This window comes from Candidatus Accumulibacter sp. ACC012, from assembly GCF_907163155.1.
Lineage (GTDB): Bacteria > Pseudomonadota > Gammaproteobacteria > Burkholderiales > Rhodocyclaceae > Accumulibacter > Accumulibacter delftensis.
This window is the reverse complement of sequence record NZ_CAJQUC010000027.1, coordinates 1-17149: the sequence shown is the minus strand read 5'-3', so window position 1 is coordinate 17149 and position 17149 is coordinate 1. Positions and strand designations below refer to the sequence as shown.

Annotated in this window: 22 protein-coding genes; 12 read left to right on the top strand and 10 right to left on the bottom strand. The window is 62.6% G+C overall.

Features of this window, described 5'->3' with window-relative positions; genetic code table 11:
• The first annotated feature begins 7 nt into the window (after positions 1–7).
• From QZ648_RS24530 to QZ648_RS24520, 3 genes are read left to right on the top strand one after another with little or no spacing between them, the layout of a single operon-like run.
• Positions 8–475, top strand: a complete 468-nt coding sequence (locus QZ648_RS24530) for a hypothetical protein (RefSeq protein ID WP_291998565.1) — start codon at positions 8–10, stop codon at positions 473–475.
• Positions 472–681 carry a hypothetical protein gene (locus QZ648_RS24525; RefSeq protein ID WP_291998564.1) on the top strand — a complete coding sequence of 70 codons (210 nt, stop codon included), beginning with the start codon at positions 472–474 and terminating at the stop codon, positions 679–681. The genes QZ648_RS24530 and QZ648_RS24525 overlap by 4 nt, the downstream gene beginning before the upstream one ends.
• Positions 674–1072: a DUF6362 family protein gene (locus QZ648_RS24520; RefSeq protein ID WP_291998563.1), complete on the top strand. Its 399-nt coding sequence runs from the start codon at positions 674–676 to the stop codon at positions 1070–1072. Before QZ648_RS24525 ends, QZ648_RS24520 begins: the two co-directional genes overlap by 8 nt.
• On the opposite strand, the gene QZ648_RS24515 is transcribed toward QZ648_RS24520, so the two are convergent.
• Together QZ648_RS24515 and QZ648_RS24510 are read right to left on the bottom strand one after the other, a co-directional pair.
• Positions 1073–1654: a hypothetical protein gene (locus QZ648_RS24515; protein WP_291998562.1), complete on the bottom strand. Its 582-nt coding sequence runs from the start codon at positions 1652–1654 to the stop codon at positions 1073–1075. It abuts the gene before it with no gap.
• A 448-nt stretch (positions 1655–2102) separates the two neighbouring features.
• A complete protein-coding gene (locus QZ648_RS24510; RefSeq protein ID WP_291998604.1) occupies positions 2103–2417 on the bottom strand; it encodes an HNH endonuclease in 315 nt (104 codons plus the stop codon).
• A gap of 376 nt (positions 2418–2793) precedes the next feature.
• On the opposite strand from QZ648_RS24510, the gene QZ648_RS24505 reads away from it, so the two are divergent.
• Together QZ648_RS24505 and QZ648_RS24500 are read left to right on the top strand one after the other, a co-directional pair.
• Positions 2794–4197 (top strand): DNA modification methylase, encoded by a 1404-nt coding sequence (locus QZ648_RS24505; protein ID WP_291998561.1) that lies wholly within the window; start codon positions 2794–2796, stop codon positions 4195–4197.
• Positions 4184–5443, top strand: coding sequence for a DNA modification methylase (locus QZ648_RS24500; protein ID WP_291998560.1), 1260 nt, complete (start codon positions 4184–4186; stop codon positions 5441–5443). Before QZ648_RS24505 ends, QZ648_RS24500 begins: the two co-directional genes overlap by 14 nt.
• Here QZ648_RS24500 and QZ648_RS24495 read toward each other — a convergent pair.
• The 8 genes from QZ648_RS24495 to QZ648_RS24460 form a co-directional block, all read right to left on the bottom strand.
• The gene (locus QZ648_RS24495) at positions 5407–5787 is read right to left on the bottom strand and encodes a hypothetical protein (protein WP_291998559.1); all 381 of its coding nucleotides are present in this window, start codon (positions 5785–5787) and stop codon (positions 5407–5409) included. The two genes, QZ648_RS24500 and QZ648_RS24495, sit on opposite strands and share 37 nt — an antisense overlap.
• A gap of 91 nt (positions 5788–5878) precedes the next feature.
• On the bottom strand, positions 5879–6130 hold the full coding sequence (locus tag QZ648_RS24490) for a hypothetical protein (protein ID WP_291998558.1): 252 nt from the start codon (positions 6128–6130) through the stop codon (positions 5879–5881).
• Between the two features lie 166 nt (positions 6131–6296).
• On the bottom strand, positions 6297–6674 hold the full coding sequence (locus tag QZ648_RS24485; protein WP_169067619.1) for a hypothetical protein: 378 nt from the start codon (positions 6672–6674) through the stop codon (positions 6297–6299).
• Between the two features lie 114 nt (positions 6675–6788).
• The gene (locus tag QZ648_RS24480; protein WP_291998557.1) at positions 6789–7016 is read right to left on the bottom strand and encodes a hypothetical protein; all 228 of its coding nucleotides are present in this window, start codon (positions 7014–7016) and stop codon (positions 6789–6791) included.
• A 49-nt stretch (positions 7017–7065) separates the two neighbouring features.
• Positions 7066–7338: a hypothetical protein gene (locus QZ648_RS24475; RefSeq protein WP_291998556.1), complete on the bottom strand. Its 273-nt coding sequence runs from the start codon at positions 7336–7338 to the stop codon at positions 7066–7068.
• 258 nt (positions 7339–7596) lie between these two features.
• Positions 7597–8586 carry a DUF932 domain-containing protein gene (locus tag QZ648_RS24470; RefSeq protein WP_291998555.1) on the bottom strand — a complete coding sequence of 330 codons (990 nt, stop codon included), beginning with the start codon at positions 8584–8586 and terminating at the stop codon, positions 7597–7599.
• Between the two features lie 157 nt (positions 8587–8743).
• Positions 8744–8935 carry a hypothetical protein gene (locus tag QZ648_RS24465; RefSeq protein ID WP_169067623.1) on the bottom strand — a complete coding sequence of 64 codons (192 nt, stop codon included), beginning with the start codon at positions 8933–8935 and terminating at the stop codon, positions 8744–8746.
• A 117-nt stretch (positions 8936–9052) separates the two neighbouring features.
• Entirely contained in the window at positions 9053–9574 is a 522-nt protein-coding gene (locus QZ648_RS24460; RefSeq protein ID WP_291998554.1) for a DUF3489 domain-containing protein, read from the bottom strand.
• Between the two features lie 87 nt (positions 9575–9661).
• Here QZ648_RS24460 and QZ648_RS24455 point away from each other — a divergent pair, with 87 nt between their 5' ends.
• The 7 genes from QZ648_RS24455 to QZ648_RS24425 form a co-directional block, all read left to right on the top strand.
• Positions 9662–10060 (top strand): HNH endonuclease, encoded by a 399-nt coding sequence (locus QZ648_RS24455; RefSeq protein WP_169066927.1) that lies wholly within the window; start codon positions 9662–9664, stop codon positions 10058–10060.
• 371 nt (positions 10061–10431) lie between these two features.
• Positions 10432–10902 (top strand): phage terminase small subunit P27 family, encoded by a 471-nt coding sequence (locus QZ648_RS24450; protein WP_169066928.1) that lies wholly within the window; start codon positions 10432–10434, stop codon positions 10900–10902.
• Positions 10899–12614, top strand: a complete 1716-nt coding sequence (locus QZ648_RS24445) for a terminase TerL endonuclease subunit (RefSeq protein WP_291998553.1) — start codon at positions 10899–10901, stop codon at positions 12612–12614. The genes QZ648_RS24450 and QZ648_RS24445 overlap by 4 nt, the downstream gene beginning before the upstream one ends.
• On the top strand, positions 12614–13894 hold the full coding sequence (locus QZ648_RS24440; RefSeq protein ID WP_291996746.1) for a phage portal protein: 1281 nt from the start codon (positions 12614–12616) through the stop codon (positions 13892–13894). The genes QZ648_RS24445 and QZ648_RS24440 overlap by 1 nt, the downstream gene beginning before the upstream one ends.
• A gap of 16 nt (positions 13895–13910) precedes the next feature.
• On the top strand, positions 13911–14837 hold the full coding sequence (locus QZ648_RS24435) for a S49 family peptidase (protein WP_291998552.1): 927 nt from the start codon (positions 13911–13913) through the stop codon (positions 14835–14837).
• 606 nt (positions 14838–15443) lie between these two features.
• Positions 15444–16154 carry a PEP-CTERM sorting domain-containing protein gene (locus QZ648_RS24430; RefSeq protein WP_291998551.1) on the top strand — a complete coding sequence of 237 codons (711 nt, stop codon included), beginning with the start codon at positions 15444–15446 and terminating at the stop codon, positions 16152–16154.
• A 223-nt stretch (positions 16155–16377) separates the two neighbouring features.
• On the top strand, positions 16378–17149 hold a 772-nt coding region (locus tag QZ648_RS24425; protein ID WP_291998550.1), incomplete at its 3' end, for a phage major capsid protein.

Below are 17149 nucleotides of genomic sequence, written 5' to 3'. Positions count from 1 at the left end.
CTGGACGATGCGTACGACCATTCTGGCCCTGGATCTGGGCACACATACCGGGTGGGCACTGCACCACCTGGACGGCACGATTGCCAGCGGCACTGCACACTTTACGCCCCGACGCTTCGAGGGTGGCGGCATGCGCTACCTGCGCTTCAAGCGCTGGCTCACGGAAATCAAGCACTCGGTCGACGGCATCGATGCGGTCTACTTCGAGGAGGTGCGTCGTCACGCCGGTGTCGATGCGGCGCACGCCTATGGCGGCTTCCTGGCGCACCTGACCGCGTGGGGCGAGCACCACCAGATCCCGTACCAGGGCGTGCCGGTGGGGACGATCAAGAAACACGCCACCGGCAAGGGCAATTCCGGCAAGGACGCGATGATCGCCGCCGCCAGGGCACGGGGACTCGATCCGCAGGACGACAACGAAGCCGACGCGCTGGCCCTGCTCGCGTGGGCAGTGAGTCAGGAGGTGGCGTCATGAAGATCCCTCCGCAACGCTATCGCTGCCCGCTGGGGCGGTTGCAGCCAGACGTCACGAATCTCGAAGCGGTGAAGGAAACCGGCTGGCGCGAGCAGCGCATCCTGGTGGTGTCCGACACCGACGAGCGGCTGGACTTCGTCGAACGGGAGTTGGTCCGGCGACTGGGCGAACGGCTCTACGGCACAGGAGGTCGGCGTCATGGCTGACTGGACCCTCGAAGACGTCGCGGCACGATTCGCCGAGGCGGCCGAGACGGGCCGGCGACTGCCGCGCGTTCGGGTGCAGGGCTACTTCAACGTCTGGCCAACCTTTGCCCGAGACACATGGGAAGCGTATCCCGAGGAGGAGCGTGACTACCGTCCGTTGCCGCCCAGCCCTGATGCCATTGACCGGATGCTGGAGACGATGCGCTGGGTGCAGTGGCTGGAAGTCGAGCAACGCCATCTCGTCTGGATGCGCGCCAGGCAACGCGAATGGAAGGACATCTGTCGCCAGATGGGCTGCGACCGGACAACGGCATGGCGGCGGTGGCAGAAGGCGCTGCAGGTGGTGGCCCAGCAACTTAGCGCCAAGCCACCTCTCTCGGCAAGACGATGATCAGAACCGAATGCCGGCGATCTCGCCGTCCTCATCGAGGGCGTGATCACTGGGACCGTCCTCAAGGACACCGCGTAGCCATATTAAAGTCGGTGGCCAGAAGGAGTATGGCCGAACCATATCAACGACGCCTTGGACTCGCTTCGGGATATTCGTCCCTGTGAAGCGATAGAAGACGTAGTTCATGAGGTCATCCTGCGCCATCTCGTTCAGTTCTGCTTCGGAGTACCTGTCGCGTATCAGCACGCCATCGTCGTCGACCGACTCGCAGAGGCTTTCGTATAGATCGTCGGCACAAAGAGAGAACGCGAACTCATCTTCGACGAATGAACCCGAGGTGTCGTGAAAGGTTTCCGAGTCCTTCAGGTCCATCGCAATGATGACGCCGAAGTAGTAAGCCTGCTCCGTCGGCTTGAAAGTCTTGGCTGACTCCGAAACGTGGTGCCAGTGGTTGAAGCCCGCCGCCTGCGCGACCTGATCCAAGGCTTCGTGGTGGGGTGTCCCGCTGTCCTTCTTGAGCTTGCGAGCCCTCTGCTTGAGCTTCTCGACGTCAGCCGAGGAAATGACGATCTGTGTACGCATTGTGCAACTCCTATTCCATGCGCGGAAAACCGGTGCCCACTGCCGAGACCCGCTGGTTAGGAATCTCAAACACAAATCGGTAGCGATCGTCCCGTCCGGGTGCGCCAAGGTGGGCAGCAGGCTTCGATCTAGCCAGCAGCTAGGATAGCAGGTCAAGACGCAGTCGTGAACGGTTGATCTTGAGAGCGGGATTTAGCGCGGATCGGCGGAAATGCGAGCAAAGGAGCGTACATCAGAGGGGCTCGCTGTCTTTTTGCCGTGCAACATCCACCCCCGCTTTTGGGTAAGATTCTGGCTATGATCTGGACAGTGGTGCGGAGATAGAGAACACCGCCAAAATCTCCTAAATCGCAAACCGAGATTGTAGGGTTTCAGCCCTCACCATCGACCCGCCCATGTGGCGGGTTTTTGCAGTCAGGCCTGCACACAGGATCGGGAACAGCCTACGTCACGTCGCAGCCTGACCCGGGCTGTCTCGGCCAGACCGTAGCATTCCGAAGGCCGTCAGCAAGGCGGCACAGTGCCAACGGCCAGCGCGGACGCGTTGCTGCACCAGACTCAGATAAGCGCCAGGTGCTGGAGGCTTAGGCCTTTTGTGTCTTCGTTGATTGCAGGACCAGCAAGCGGCAACGATATTTTGTGCCGTATCGACGCCACCGTCCTGCCGTGCGTCAAGGTGCTCTGCGGTGCACTGAAGTCTTTGCGCCTGCGAAGGCTTTATCTTGTGGGCTCGGGAAAAAGCGACAAGATCATCCTGCCACATCGGCAAGCCGCAATAGTAGCAGCGGCCCAATTGAGCAAGGTAAGCGGATTTTCGATTGCGGACTAATGGCGTAACCGGCATGGAAGGCCCCTTTAAGAATCAAAGTGAACCCCGCTAGCCGTTATGTACAAGACGGGTACCAGCCGACGATTGCCGGAATGGCCCTACACGCGCTCGTCACGAGACGCGCGCCGAAATTATAGCCTGTACGTTTGGCCATTGGAACACCACGGGCATCACGAGCCGTGAGCGACGTCGACGGGTACCAGGAGTCCAACTGACACCGTCGGCGCGCTATCTCTTTCCTCTCTACTTCTTATCACTGCGGCCCGTGACCTCATCCGTCCGGGCCGTTTCCATTTGTCAGAGGTGAATCTTGGTCGCATCCGAATTGACGCTGGAGCAGTGGCCGGTCGATCGATTGCTCGACTACGCCCGGAATCCGCGCAATAACGACCACGCCGTCGAGCAGATGGCAGCGGTCATCACCGAGTTCGGGTTTCGGATTCCCGTGGTTGCCAGGAGCACAGGGGAAATTGTTGACGGTCATCTTCGGCTCAAGGCGGCGCGCAGGCTTGGTCTGACCTCGGTGCCAGTGGTCCTGGCCGACGAACTGAGCGACGCCCAGATCAAGGCCTTCCGTTTGCTGGCCAATCGTTCGGCAACCTGGGCGGAATGGGATGACGCGATGCTCGCGCTGGAACTTGAAGACCTGAAGCTGGCCGACTTCGATCTGTCATTGACAGGTTTCGACGCCGACGAGATCGAGGCCTTGCTGAGCAACGATGCCGATGGTGGCGACGGCGGCCAACAGCCAGAATCTGACGCGGCCGACGACGTACCCGATGTCCCGACCAATCCCGTCGCTCGCACCGGCGACGTGTGGGCCTTGGGTCAGCATCGCCTGATCTGCGGTGACGCCGCTGACTCTGCCGTGATCACGACGCTGATGGCCGGCGATCGGGCGCGGGTCTGCTTCACCTCACCGCCCTACGGCAACCAGCGTGACTACACCAGCGGCGGCATCACCGATTGGGACGGATTGATGCGCGGCGTCTTCGTAGATCTCCCGATGAGCGACGACGGCCAGGTGCTCGTCAACCTCGGCCTGATCCACCGCGACAACGAAGTAAGCCCGTATTGGGATGGCTGGCTGGCGTGGATGCGCACCGAGGGCTGGCGGCGGTTCGCGTGGTACGTCTGGGACCAGGGGCCCGGGATGCCTGGCGACTGGGCGGGACGTTTCGCCCCGAGCTTCGAGTTCGTCTTCCACTTCAACCACCAGAGCCGCAAACCGAACAAGATCGTTCCCTGCAAGCACGCCGGTCAGGAATCGCACCTGCGCGCAGACGGCTCCTCTACTGCGATGCGCAGTAAGAATGGCGAGGTCGGCGGCTGGACGGCAGCGGGCCAACCCACGCAGGACAACCGGATTCCCGACTCGGTGATCCGCGTGATGCGCCACAAGGGCAAGATCGGGCAGGACATCGACCACCCCGCCGTCTTCCCGATCGCCCTGCCGGAGTTCATCCTCGAGGCCTACTCCGACACCGGCGACCTCGTGTTCGAACCCTTCTGCGGTTCGGGTACGACGATGCTTGCGGCGCAGCGTACCGGCCGCATCGCCCGCTCGGTCGAGATTGCCCCCGAGTACGTCGATGTGGCGATCAAGCGCTTCCAGCAGAATTTTGCCGGCGTGCCGGTGACACTCGCGGCCACCGGCCAGACCTTCACCGAAGTCGCCGACGAGCGCCTGGGGAGCGACGATGCTGACCGTTGAGCAGTGGCCGATCGACCGACTGATCGAGTACGCGCGCAACCCGCGCAAGAACGATCATGCCGTCGACCAGATGGCCGCCGCCATCCAGGAGTTCGGCTTTCGGATCCCCTGTGTCGCCCAGTCCGATGGGCGCCTGGTCGATGGTCACCTGCGCCTGAAGGCGGCGCGCAAGCTCGGGCTCGACACGGTGCCGGTGATCCTCGCCGACGACCTGACGCCGACGCAGATCAAGGCCTTTCGTCTGCTGGCCAACCGCTCGGCGACCTGGGCCGAGTGGGACGACGATCTGCTGCGCCTCGAACTCGATGAGCTGAAACTCGACGAGTTCGACCTAGCGCTGACCGGCTTCGATGCCGACCAGTTGCTGGAGATCATGGCCGGCGAGGAGACCAGCACCGAAGGCGAGACAGACGACGACGCTGTTCCGGACCTACCGGAAACGCCGGTGTCGCGACTGGGTGATGTGTGGGTGCTCGGCAAGCACCGGCTGCTGTGCGGGGATGCTACACACGAGGACAGCTATCAGGCACTACTCGGCACCGATCACGTGTCGATGCTCTGGCAGGACCCGCCGTACAACGTGAACTACGCCAACAGCGCGAAGGACAAAGTGCGCGGCAAGAATCGCGCGATCATCAACGACAACCTGGGTGACGGGTTCCACGATTTCCTGGTGGCGGCCCTCACCCCGGCGCTGACGCGCTGCAATGGCGCGGTCTACATCGCGATGTCCTCCAGCGAGCTCGACGTGCTGCAGTCAGCGTTCCGCGCCGCGGGTGGCCACTGGTCGACCTTCATCATCTGGGCGAAGAACACCTTCACGCTGGGCCGCGCCGACTATCAGCGCCAGTACGAGCCGATGCTCTACGGTTGGCCCGAGGGCGGCAAGCGCCACTGGTGCGGCGACCGTGATCAAGGCGACGTGTGGCAGATCAAGAAGCCCGTCAAGAACGATCTCCATCCGACGATGAAGCCCGTGGAACTCGTCGAGCGCGCGATTCGCAATTCGAGCCACCCGGGCGATACGGTGCTCGATTGCTTCGGCGGCTCCGGTACCACGCTGATCGCCGCCGAGAAGGCGGGACGGCAAGCACGGTTGATGGAACTGGACTCCAAGTACGTCGATACCATCGTTCGCCGCTGGCAGGACTACACCGGCAAAAACGCCACCCGGGAGTCGGATGGCGTTGAGTTTGATGCGGTGTTGGGTCAGGCCGAGAGTGCTTCCTCGGAGATTGCGCAGTGAATTACAAACCCCGTCAGGTAGGGTAAGCCTTGCGGGATGCCGGAGTCTTTGCTGGTCCGGCGGTTGATCGTCCAGCCCATCCATTGGGTGATGGCGGCGTGAATCGCCTGCTCGACGTGCTTGCCGACCAGCATCTGGTTGCGGACATCATCAGAAAAGTGTCGTCCGTGGCGGCTGTCGAGGAAGAGCCTGACCGATTCGAGAGGCTCGCCGGTAGCGTTGGAGATTGCGGTCATGGCCAAAAGCCATGCGACTTCGGCATTGTCCTGCATGCCGCCGTAGAAGCCCCAGGCTTCGTTCTCGGTGGCGGGGATCGGGTTGGCGATGGTGTTGGCGGTGGTCATGGTGTTTCTCCCGTTTGCGTTGATGACAGAGACATGATTGCTCTACCACGAACACAAGCCAAGTGCTTTCTCAATCATTTTGGCAATGCTTTCAGTCTTCCCAAATGGACGTTGCGTCGCGTGCAATCCAGATGCGCGCCCGGTCGTCGTCGCTTGCTGCTTCGACCACCGCGCTGCCTGTTTTCGTGTTGACGCCCGCTTTGCCGGTGGCACAGAAAGTCTTGCCGTCGTGGATGATGATGCTCGGCGCCGCCTGGCTGAACTCGATCTGGATGCTCATCATGCCGCGGTTGCGACCGTTGGTATCGGTCACGTTGGTCTGGAGGGTGGTCTTGGCGGTCATGGCATTCTCCTCGGGGTAGCTGGTGGTGACACCCGTATGAACGCGCTGTTCGATTGAGAAGGCAAGTGCGTTCTTAATCATTGCGGGCCCATGGCGCCTTGGCTTGCACAGACGCGCCGTGTGGCGTCGTCGTGTCGCCGGCGAGTCCTTGCTTGGCGACGCCGATTCAGCACCACGTCACGCCAGACCGCAGTTCGTGGGCAACCGCCAGCAGGTGAAAGACTTCCTTGAGGCGCCGGACGACACCCTCCTGGTCGATGCCCGGGTCGATGACGCGAACGCCCCGCTGGATGGTCGGCTGGCCGTCGATCTCAACGATGCGGGTCGGACCGCTCTCGTCGGTCGGTGCGACGGTCTGAATTCCCCAGGCCTGATGCAACGCCCGAATGGCCCGTTGACGCAGACGCGGCAGTTCGGCGAAGTCGATCTCGCCGTAACCCTCGGAGGTGTCGATGCCCAGCGCACCCAGCACGATGGCGGCATTGCGATTGGAGTAGTTGACCTCGGTTTCGGGCTGCTGGTCGATGCGGATGGTAATGCTCATGGTGTGGCTCCCTGGCGTGGTTGGTGGCGACACCCCGATGAACGCGCTGTTTGATTGAGAAGCCAAGCGCCACGACGATCATTCGCGTGACCCGACGTCTCGTTCGAGATGGCCTCAACCCTGGCTGTCGAGTTGGAAACTGCCCGGGCCGTTGCCTTCGTCGTCGGCGAGGAAGATGAGGGTTCGCTTCTGCCCGTTGGGCAAGGTAATGACCAGACCGAAGAATTCGTCGCCGTACTCGTCGACGCCGGTCCGGGCAAGGTTGGTGATGGTGCCGCCCAACAGCGGGCGCAGTTGCTGGAGATGAAAGTCGGCGGCGGAGAGTGGGGTGCTGGTGGTCATGACAGACTCCTTTGGTGTACTGGTTGACGAGGGAAGATGGCCATCGGTTCTAAACGCTCCGCAGGACGGTGATGCCGGCGTGCGCCAGGGTCAACGCGGCGCTCGCGAAGATCGTCTCGGCCATCCCGGGGCACGCCTGGGTGTCGTCGAGTAATTCGTCGACGACTTCGCGAGACCTGGCGCGCATCGCCACGAGTGCCGCCTCGCGCAGTTCGTGGCTGGCGGTCCTGATCTCCGGGCAGAGCCGGATCAGCGTGGTGAGGGCGGCGGTGGCGAGTTGGTTGCCGAGGGTATCCAGGCTGCTGGTTTGGGTCGGGGTCATGGCGGGCTCCTGCGGTGGTTGATGACGATCGTATGAACGCGCTGTTCGCTGCTGAAGCCAAGCGGAATCACAATCTTCGTCGGCTGGCCCCTGGCGTCGTGACGCTCGCCACCTCCTCGGCGTTGGCCCTGCGGGTTGCACGGCCGCGCCGTGTGGCGCTTCGACGCCGCCGGTTGACTACTTGGTGCACCGCGCCAGTTCCGGCGCCCAGACGCCAAAACGCCCGGTGGCCCGGGCGTCTGGCGAGATGGTTGGCGGCTAGGCCACCAATTTCTCCGCCAGCTGGTACGCGTGATCCTTGAACCGGGCGCCCGGGCCAAACCAGGCGGCGTTCAACCGGTTGTCCTGGAGGCGGCCCTTCTCGTGGTCGATGTACTCGGTGGTGGCGTTGAGCAGACCCCACAGGGTCTGGTCGGTCGCGTCCTGGTGGCCGCCGATCATCTCGCCGGCAAAGAGTTCGAGGATGCGGCGGTAGCCCTTGGACTTCCTGACCTGCTCAGGCGTGTAACTCTGCCCGTAGGGCATGAAGGGCTGGAACAAGTCCTGCAGCCAGCCATCGGTTTCGAGATCGGTCAGTTTCCGGCCGGCCATCAGCCCGGCCTTCTGCTGGAACTCGTCCCATGCGTCCAGCGCGATGCCCAGGTCCGCCCGGACCGCTTTGGCATCGAAGATCGCCTGGTGCGAGATCGTCACCTGACGCTGCGCATCCCGGTTGCGCAGGGAGGCCTGCAGCGTGTTGTTGCACACGACCCGAATCGTCGTAAACCGCGCCACGGTCGCCATCGTGCCGTCGTAGGAGGTCGCCAGCAGCAGGTAGGGCGCGACTTCGTCGTCCAGGATGCGGGCGTTCTTGCCAACGCGCCCCAGTGCCCAGATGCGCCGGCCATTCATCAGAGCGCCGACGGTCTCGATGCGGAACTGCTTGGCCTCGGCCAACGCACCGAAGAAGTTGAGAATGTCCGCCGGCTGGACCACCTGGTAGTCGGACGAGACGACCGACAAGGGTGCGCCACAGTCGCTGCGGTACAGCACGTGCTTGTCGGCAAAGGACTCGCGCTGGTTCGTGACGGTGCTGTCGAACTGGACCTCGGCCTTGAGGGCGCGCCATTCGAGCTGCGCGGCCTTCTGCCAGACCTCGACGCTGGCCTCGGGATCGACCGTTTGCCCGAGCCCGTGCCAGGGGACATCGGTGTCCGTGGCGTAGGCGATGGCGGCTTGGCCGGTGGTGAAGTCGATCTGGTGTGCCATGGTGTTTCTCCTTCGTGGTGTGGTTGATGACGATCATATGAACGCGCTGTGCCCAACACAAGCCAAGCGATTTTTTAGTCCTCTGTCGTTTATCTTCGCCGTGGCTCCAAACGCAAGAACGCCCGGTGGCCCGGGCGTCTGGTGATGCTGTGGCGACTCACACCATGTGGCGTGGGTCGCCGGTCAGGATTTCGAGCCAGTCCATGACGTAGTGCTCGCCGGAGACGCCTTGGGTGCGCACCTGGCGCACGCGCTTCATGGTGAGATTCCACTCCTCGGCAATGCCGCGGATCGTCTTGTGATGCTTGCGCATGAGGTGCTGGATGGTTTGGGCGCTGAGGGTGTTCATGGTGGTCTCCTGCTGGCGTTGATGACGATCGTATGAACGCGCTGTCTGGCGCCGAAGCCAAGCTTTTCGTCAATCTTTTTCGGGGCGGCTGGATGTTTCCAACCACCCCTTCGGTGACTACCCAATGTGGTAGATGCGCTCACCACCCTGGGGTTTCTCCGAGGTGATGGTCAGCCCGAGCTTCTTCTTGAACGCGCCGGCAAACGCGCCTCGCACGGTGTGCGACTGCCAGCCGGTGGATGCGCAAATTTGCGCAATTGTCGCGCCCTCGGGGCGTTTGAGCAGGGCGATCACCGCCGCCTGCTTGCTGTTCTCGCGGGTGCGGGGTTTCACCGTCGTCGCTTGCTTCTCGGCCACCCATTGCGCCTCGGTGGCCGCCAGGGCGGCTTCGACCTCCGGGTCGGGATGCGTGGTCGGCAGTGCCGGCGGGGTGCGCCCCAGGGCGTCGTAGCCAACCGGCGAGATGAACCAGTCAGCGTCGCTGCCGGTGATGAGGGCTTTGTTGCAGAGGCCCTCGATCACCTTCTTGCGGGCGCCGCCCTTGACGTTGTCGGGGAACCAATTGACACGGCCATCGGGTTGCTCGGCAGCCTGTTCGAGGACCAGGCGCTGGGTGTCGGTGAGTGCGGTGCGGGTCATGGCGATCTCCTTGATCGGGGTTGATGACGAGCACATGAACGCGCTGTTCAATCACGAAGCCAAGTCCTGCCAACCAGAAAGACGCGAATGCCCTTGCGTGCCCCGACTCCCTGCCGACACCCGGGTTGCGGTGCGGTGCTGACCACACCCGGCTATTGCGACGCGCACCGTGCCGATCACCGGCAGTGGGACAGCAATACGGGGAAGAGGAAGCGACAAGAGAAACGTGCCCTGCCCACAAACAGCGCCGCGTGGCGAGGCCTGCGCGCTCGGCTTCTGCGTGAGGCACCGCTATGTCAGGAGTGCCTGCGGCTCGGTGTCTTGTGCGCCGCCAGCGTCGTCGATCACATCGATGGCGATAGCCACAATAACGACCGATCGAATCTGCAGTCGCTCTGCAGTCGCTGCCACGCCAGAGTCACGGCGAGGCACGACGGCGGCTTTGGCAACCCTAACCGGCGTCGCCAAGCGGACCGAGACTGCTGAGCGTGTCAGCGTCGGTCGATGGCCACTCGATGTCCGGCTGCGCACGCACGAAGCAAGGCCAGATCATTCGCTCATCATCACATTATACGTTCAGCATGAATGGAAAATGCCAATTGTGTAGATATGGAAGTCCAGCTTCGCGAAATGACTCGGCTACAGGCCCCTAGGGGCCTAGGTTCTCTACAATGGCATATGCTGGATGCGTGCGCGTGGTCAATTTTTTGTGCGTGCAAATTAGAAAACTTTTTTTGGCGGAAAATGGCGCTTGAGCATTGATTTCATTGGGGTTTTTGGCAAATCGAGAGGTGCCAAATCCGGCTCGTTTCCGGCCGAAATCGGTGCGAAAGGGCCATTTCGCGGGGTGATTTCGTATGGCCGCTCCCGGACGTAAGCCCCTGCCCGTGGTCGTGAAAGAGATCAAGGGGACGCTGCAGAAGTGCCGCAGCAACGTGCGCGAACCGAAACCGACGACGGCCTTGTGCACCCCGCCCGAGTACATGTCGGACAGCGCCAAGGAAGCGTGGAACTACGCGGTGGCCAATTCACCACCCGGTTTGCTGTCGGCGCTCGACGGCGCGGTGCTGGAGCGCTGGGCGAACTGCTCCGGGATGTACCGCGAGGCACTCTCCAAGATCAACAAGGCCGGGGTCTCCGGAATGATGATCAAGACACCCAGCGGCATTCTGCGACGCTCGCCCCTGATGGACGTGATTCGGGATCTGGCGTTGGAGATGAAGGGCTACGAGGCCGAGATGGGATTCACCCCGGCGGCGCGCTCACGCATCTCGCTGCCGGCGGAATCGACGACCGAGTCGGATCCGTGGTCGGAGATTGCCGGATGACGGCCAACCGCAGTTACACGACGATCGCCCGCCAGTACGCCAAGGCCGTCGTCACCGGCAGGGTTCTCACCGGCAAGTGGGTGCGCGAGGCCTGCCAGCGGCAACTCGACGATCTCGCGCGCTTCACGGGCAAGGACAGTCCCTACCGATTCAACCCAACCCTGACCGACAAGTTGGGGCGCAGTTTCCGGCCTGCCGACAACCTGTGTGCCTTCATCGAGCGCCTGCCGCACGTCAAGGGGCCACTGGCGGGACAGCCGATCCGACTGGAGCCCTGGCAGGTGTTCATCCTGACCACCGTCTTCGGCTGGGTAAAACGTGACGGCAAGCGGCGCTTTCGCCGCGCCTATATCGAAGTGCCGCGCGGCAATGCGAAATCGACACTTTCCTCCGCCCTGGCGCTGTACATGCTGGCCGCCGATGGTGAAGGCGGCGCCGAGGTCTATTCGCTGGCGACCACTCGCGACCAGGCGCGCATCGTCTTCGGCGACGCACAGACCATGGCCCGCCAGTCGGCCGGGTTCCGGTCCCGCTTCGGCGTCGGCGTCGGCGCACACAACCTGCACGTGCTGGCCAGGGGCTCGAAGTTCGAGGCGCTCTCTGCCGAAGGATCGACACTCGACGGGCTGAACATTCACTTCGGCTGCATCGATGAACTGCACGCGCACAAGACTCGCACCGTCTACGACGTGGTCGAGACCGGCACCGGCAAGCGCGACAACTCGCTCTTGTGGGTGATCACCACAGCCGGCAGCAACCGCTCGGGGATCTGCTACGAGATCCGCACCTTCGTCACCCGCCTGCTCGACGGCGTGTTCGCGGACGACAGCCAGTTTGCTGTGGTCTATGGGCTTGATGACGGGGACGACTGGACGCTCGAAGAGTCGCTGATCAAGGCCAATCCCAATTGGGGCATCTCGGTGCGCCCGGAAGTGCTGGCGCCGCTGCAGGCCAAAGCCATGCAGATGCCGAGCGCGGTGAACAACTTCAAGACCAAGCATCTCAATGAGTGGGTCAACGCGGACACCGCATGGATGGACATGCGTTCCTGGGATCGCTGCGCCGACTCGGGGCTGGATATCGAGTCCTATGCGGGACAGCCGTGCTGGATCGGACTGGATCTGGCCAGCAAGACCGACATCGCCGCCTTGCTGCTGGTCTTCGCGCATGCGGAAGTCGACGGCGGCTTTGCGGTGTTCGGGCGCTACTACCTGCCCGAAGACACGGTGCACGCCACCGGCAACAGCCAGTACCCCGGCTGGATGGGCAGCGGGCGGCTGACGGTGACGCCGGGCAACGTGATCGATTTCTCCTGGATCGAAGCTGACCTGGTCGATTTTGCCTCGCGCTTTGCCATCCAGGCGGTGGCCTTCGACCCGTTCCAGGCGACACAGTTGTCGACCCGCATGCTCGCCGAGGGACTGCCGATGATCGAAGTCAGACCGACGGTGCTCAACTTCTCGGAACCGATGAAGACGTTGGAGGCACTGGTCCTGCAAGGGAAGCTGATCCACGACGGGGATCCGGTGCTGGGCTGGATGGTGAGCAACGTCGTCGCGCACCTGGACGCCAAGGACAACATCTATCCGCGCAAGGAACGCCCGGAGAACAAGATCGACGGCATCGTCGCGCTGATCATGGCACTGTCGCGGGCGATCACGCCCGGCACCCAGGTGGTGCTCGGTGCCGACTACGAACTGGTGATGCTGTGATGGGGATGTTCAGCTTTCTCTCGCGCTGGATGGCCTCGAGTGACGACCGCTCGTCCGGAGGTGACTTCTGGTTCGAGCCGGTCACGATGCGGAGCTCCAGCGGCATGCGCGTTTCGGCGGACAACGCCATGCGCCTGGCGGCGGTGTACGCCAGCGTGCGCATCCTGGCCGAGACAATGGCGTCCTTGCCGTTCGTGCTCTACCGGCAACGCGCCGATGGCGGCAAGGACCGGGTGACGGATCACTGGCTGTACCGCGTGCTGGCGAAGCGCCCGAATCGTTACCAGAACCCGTATGAGTGGCGCGAGATGTTGCAGGGTCATCTGGCGCTGCGGGGCAACGCCTACAACCGGATCGTGGCCAACCGCCGCGGCGAGATCGTCGAACTGATGCCGATCCACCCGGACCGGATCCGCATGGAACTTGTCCCGTCCGGTGACTACCGGTACCGGGTGACCGATCGGCTCGGGGTAGAGGCGATACTGCCGCGCGGCGAGATCTGGCATCTGCGTGGTCTGTCGTCGGACGGTCTGATGGGCATGAGCCCGATCGAACTGGCGCGCGAGAGTCTGGGCATGGCGCTGGCCGCGCAGGACTACGGTGCGCGCTTCTTCGCCAACGACGCGAAGCCGACCGGCGGCTGGATCGAGTTTCCGGGGTCGTTCAAGGACAGCGAGGCCAAGAAGGTGTTTCGCGAGTCCTACCAGGCGGCGCAGTCCGGTGCCAACCGCGGCAAGGTGCTGGTGCTGGAAAACGGCATGAAGTTCCACGAGGTGGGCGTGACCAACCGGGACGCGCAGTTTCTCGAACTCCGGAAATTCCAGATCACCGACATCGCGCGGCTGTTTCGCGTACCGCCGCACATGATCGCGGATCTCGATCGCGCGACGTTCTCGAACATCGAGCAGCAGAGCCTGGAATTCGTGATGCACACGATGACGCCGTGGGCCGAGCGGTGGGAAGCGAGCATCGAGTCCGAGTTGCTGCTCGATGGCGACGAGTTGGAAGTCGAGTTCGACTTCGCGAACCTGATGCGCGGCGACGCCGCCAGCCGGTCGTCGTACTACCAGAGCGGGATCCAGAACGGCTGGCTGACGCGTAACGAGGCGCGGATTGCGGAGAACTTGAATCCGCTCGACGGGCTGGATGAGCCGCTGCGCCCGCTGAACATGGTCGAGGAAGGTTCGGCCGAGGATCTGGAGAGCGATGCCGAGCAGGACCAGCGGCCTGCGCAGGATGTGACTGGGCCGCAAGACGATGAAGACGCACAGACCGAATGACGATGAGGATGACACGATGAACCACCACTTGCTGGTTGCTGAATTTCTGGCCACCCCCTGGGCGCTGATGCCCGAGCGACTGAATGCGGTCGCGGCAGTCCTGACGCGCTGGTCGCAGGACGTTCCGGCTGGTGAAGACGTCCTGGCATCGATCGCCGCTGACCGCAACGTGCGGGAGGCACGCCGGCAGGCGACCACGGCGGTGTCCAGTGGCGGGATCGCGGTGCTGCCCTTGTACGGTGTCGTCACCCAACGCGGCAATATGGTCGACGACGTCTCGGGACCGGGTAGCGTCAGCACGCAGCAGTTTGCCGCTGCACTTCGCCAAGCGCTGGCGGACGACTCGGTCAGCCAGATCCTGATCGACATCGACAGTCCGGGAGGCAGCGTCTATGGCGTGTCCGAACTCGCCGACGAGATCGTCAGTGCCCGGGCACAGAAGCCCGTGGTGGCGATCGCCAACAGTCTCGCCGCTTCGGCTGCCTACTGGATTGGCTGTTCGGCGTCGGAATTCTACGTCACGCCGGGCGGCGAGGTCGGCTCGATCGGCGTCTGGCAGGCGCACTTCGATTACTCGCAGGCGTTTGTAACCAAGGGCGTCAAACCGACGCTGATCTCGGCCGGCAAGTACAAGGTCGAGGGAAATCCGTATGTACCGCTCGATGAGGATGCGCAGGGCTTCATGCAGTCGCGCGTGGATGACTACTACGTCAGTTTTACCAAAGCGGTGTCGCGCGGGCGCGGTGTGCCGATCGCGCAGGTGCGCGAGGGCATGGGTCAGGGTCGCGTGCTCGGCGGCGACGCTGCGCACGCGCAAGGCATGATCGATGGCGTGGCGACCTTCGACGAGGTCGTCAGGAAGATGCGGCGGGATGCGAGGTCCATTGCCAAACCGCGGGCGTCGCGGCTCTCCTACGCGCAACGGGCGATTGAGATTCTGTGACGTGGGGGCGGTGATTCGTGCCCTGTTGCACTGCATTGCTAATGCGTGTCAGCGTCGATTGGCCGAAGTGACCCTCTCCGGCGGGGCAGTAAGAGCCCTCCAATGCGTCGAGAGATCAGCCCTTCGGATCATCTACGAGTGTGAGGTCTTGGTTCCGGTTTTCAAGCAAGGCAGCGCCGTATTGCACACGGAACGTAAGATCGGCTGTCGACAAATTTTACAGTCAGAGTTCGCACCAATGTCCAAACACTCCGCAAGACTCCTCCCGAACCGGTCACAGGGCTATCAAGGAGCGGATCAGCCTGATGCCGATGCCTTTTTGAATGACAGTCTTATCGGACGACGGTCTCATCCCGGCAAGGTGACATTTTCTAGCCACTCGAATGGTTGAGAACCCTTGACGTGGTGTCGAGAAATTTTACACTTGTCCACTCCACTCCACTCCACTCTACGCCTAAGTATCTGTTTTTATGAAAAAGACAAAACAATGGCATAAATATTGCTTTTTTATCGGCGTCGTTCGATGGGCAGGAAGTTGGCTTAGAGGCGTTTGGTGCCCCGGCAAATGTCCAACCCTTTTCGCGGGGCTCTTAGAGGGGAAAGCAGATGAAACTAAGACACGTGGTTATCCCAGCGGCAGCCATGTTCCTTGCTGTTCAAGGGGCAGCGAACGCTACAGTGGTGTATTTCAATGACTTTGAGTCTGCCATTGGACCGGAGTTAGCCCTAACATCCGGTAGTGGTACACTTGGTCTCGATGCTGATACAAGTCCCGCGAGCAAGTTCCTCGGGCTGAACGACGCATTGGCAAACGGTGGCCTTGGCAATAACCAAGTTACGTTGAGCCTCACCGGCTTACCGGCTCACTCGGCGATTACTGTTTCGTTTGACGCCTACATAATGAGAAGCATGGATGGTGGCTTCAACTGCTGCGGGCCGGATTACTTCGTGTTCAACCTAGGCACATTCACGAGGACTACGACCTTTGGCGGGCCAACCCAAGCCTTTCCGAACTTTCTCGAAACCGGAGGGACGCCTTCGGATAACGCCACATATACGGGAGGCACCTATACTGGTTCTGGCGAGGGAGTCTTTTTCCCCGTCACCTTCACGATCCCAGATGCTGGGTCTGCCGTAGCAATGTCGTTTTCCATGAACGGGTTGCAGGGCGTGTTTGATGAGGGCTGGGGGCTAGACAATCTGCGAGTTGAAGTCAACGGTGCGGTTCCTGAGCCTTCCACCAATGCTTTGCTGGCCATCGGCGCACTAGCCTTCGGGATTGGGAGCCGTCGTCGGAGTGCCCAGATTCTCCGCTGACCTTCTCTACCCCATGGGGCTGACCGCACAACGCTGCAGGTGCCGCTTGAACTTCCTCGTTGAATGTTTGCTCCGCTCACTGCTATGTCTTCCGGCGCCGCTCCCCTGACCCTCGCCCCGCCCTGAAACGACCCGTCGGTCGTCCCCCACCCAAACCGCCTCCCGGCGGTTTTTTTACGTCCATCGAACCCGCCTCGTGCGGGTTTTTGCTTTGGAGAACCACATGAGCAAGCAACTGCGCGAGCTTCAGGCTCGCAAGACCACCCTGGTCAAAGAGGCCCGCGGTCTGACCGACCTCGCCGCTTCGGAAAGCCGCGACCTGACCGACGACGAAGTGACCGCCTTCGACGCCCTGCGCGCGCGCATCGACGCCGCCTCGGCCGCCATCGATCGCGAAGCCGCCCTGATCGCCGACGAAGCACGCATCGGTGTCGACCACGTCATCGGCCCGATCGTCACCGACAACCGCGAAGCCGATCCCCGGCGCGGCTTCGGCTCCGTCGGCGAATTCATGCAAGCGGTGTACCAGGCCGACAAGCCCGGCCAGTCGATCGACGCCCGCCTGCTGCTCGGCGGCATCGGCGCCGCCGCACCGAGCAACTACGGCAACGAGGCCGTCGGCCAGGATGGCGGCTTTCTAGTGCCGCCGCAGTTCTCGCAGGAGATCTTCAGGCTGTCGCTGGGCGAGGACTCGCTGCTGCCGCTCACCGACAACGTCGAGATCAGCGGCAACAGCATGGCCTTTCCGAAGGACGAGACCACGCCCTGGGGGACCAACGGCATCCGCGCCTACTGGCAGGGGGAAGCGGCCTCGGGCACCCCCACCAAGCCGGTGTTGGGACTGGCCACCCTGCGCCTGAAGAAACTGATGGCGCTGGTCCCGACCACCGACGAGTTGCTCGACGACGCCAACGCGCTGACCAGTTACCTGCCGGAGAAGGTCGCGGTCTCGATCCGCTGGAAAGCCAACGAGTCGATCCTCTTCGGCGCCGGGC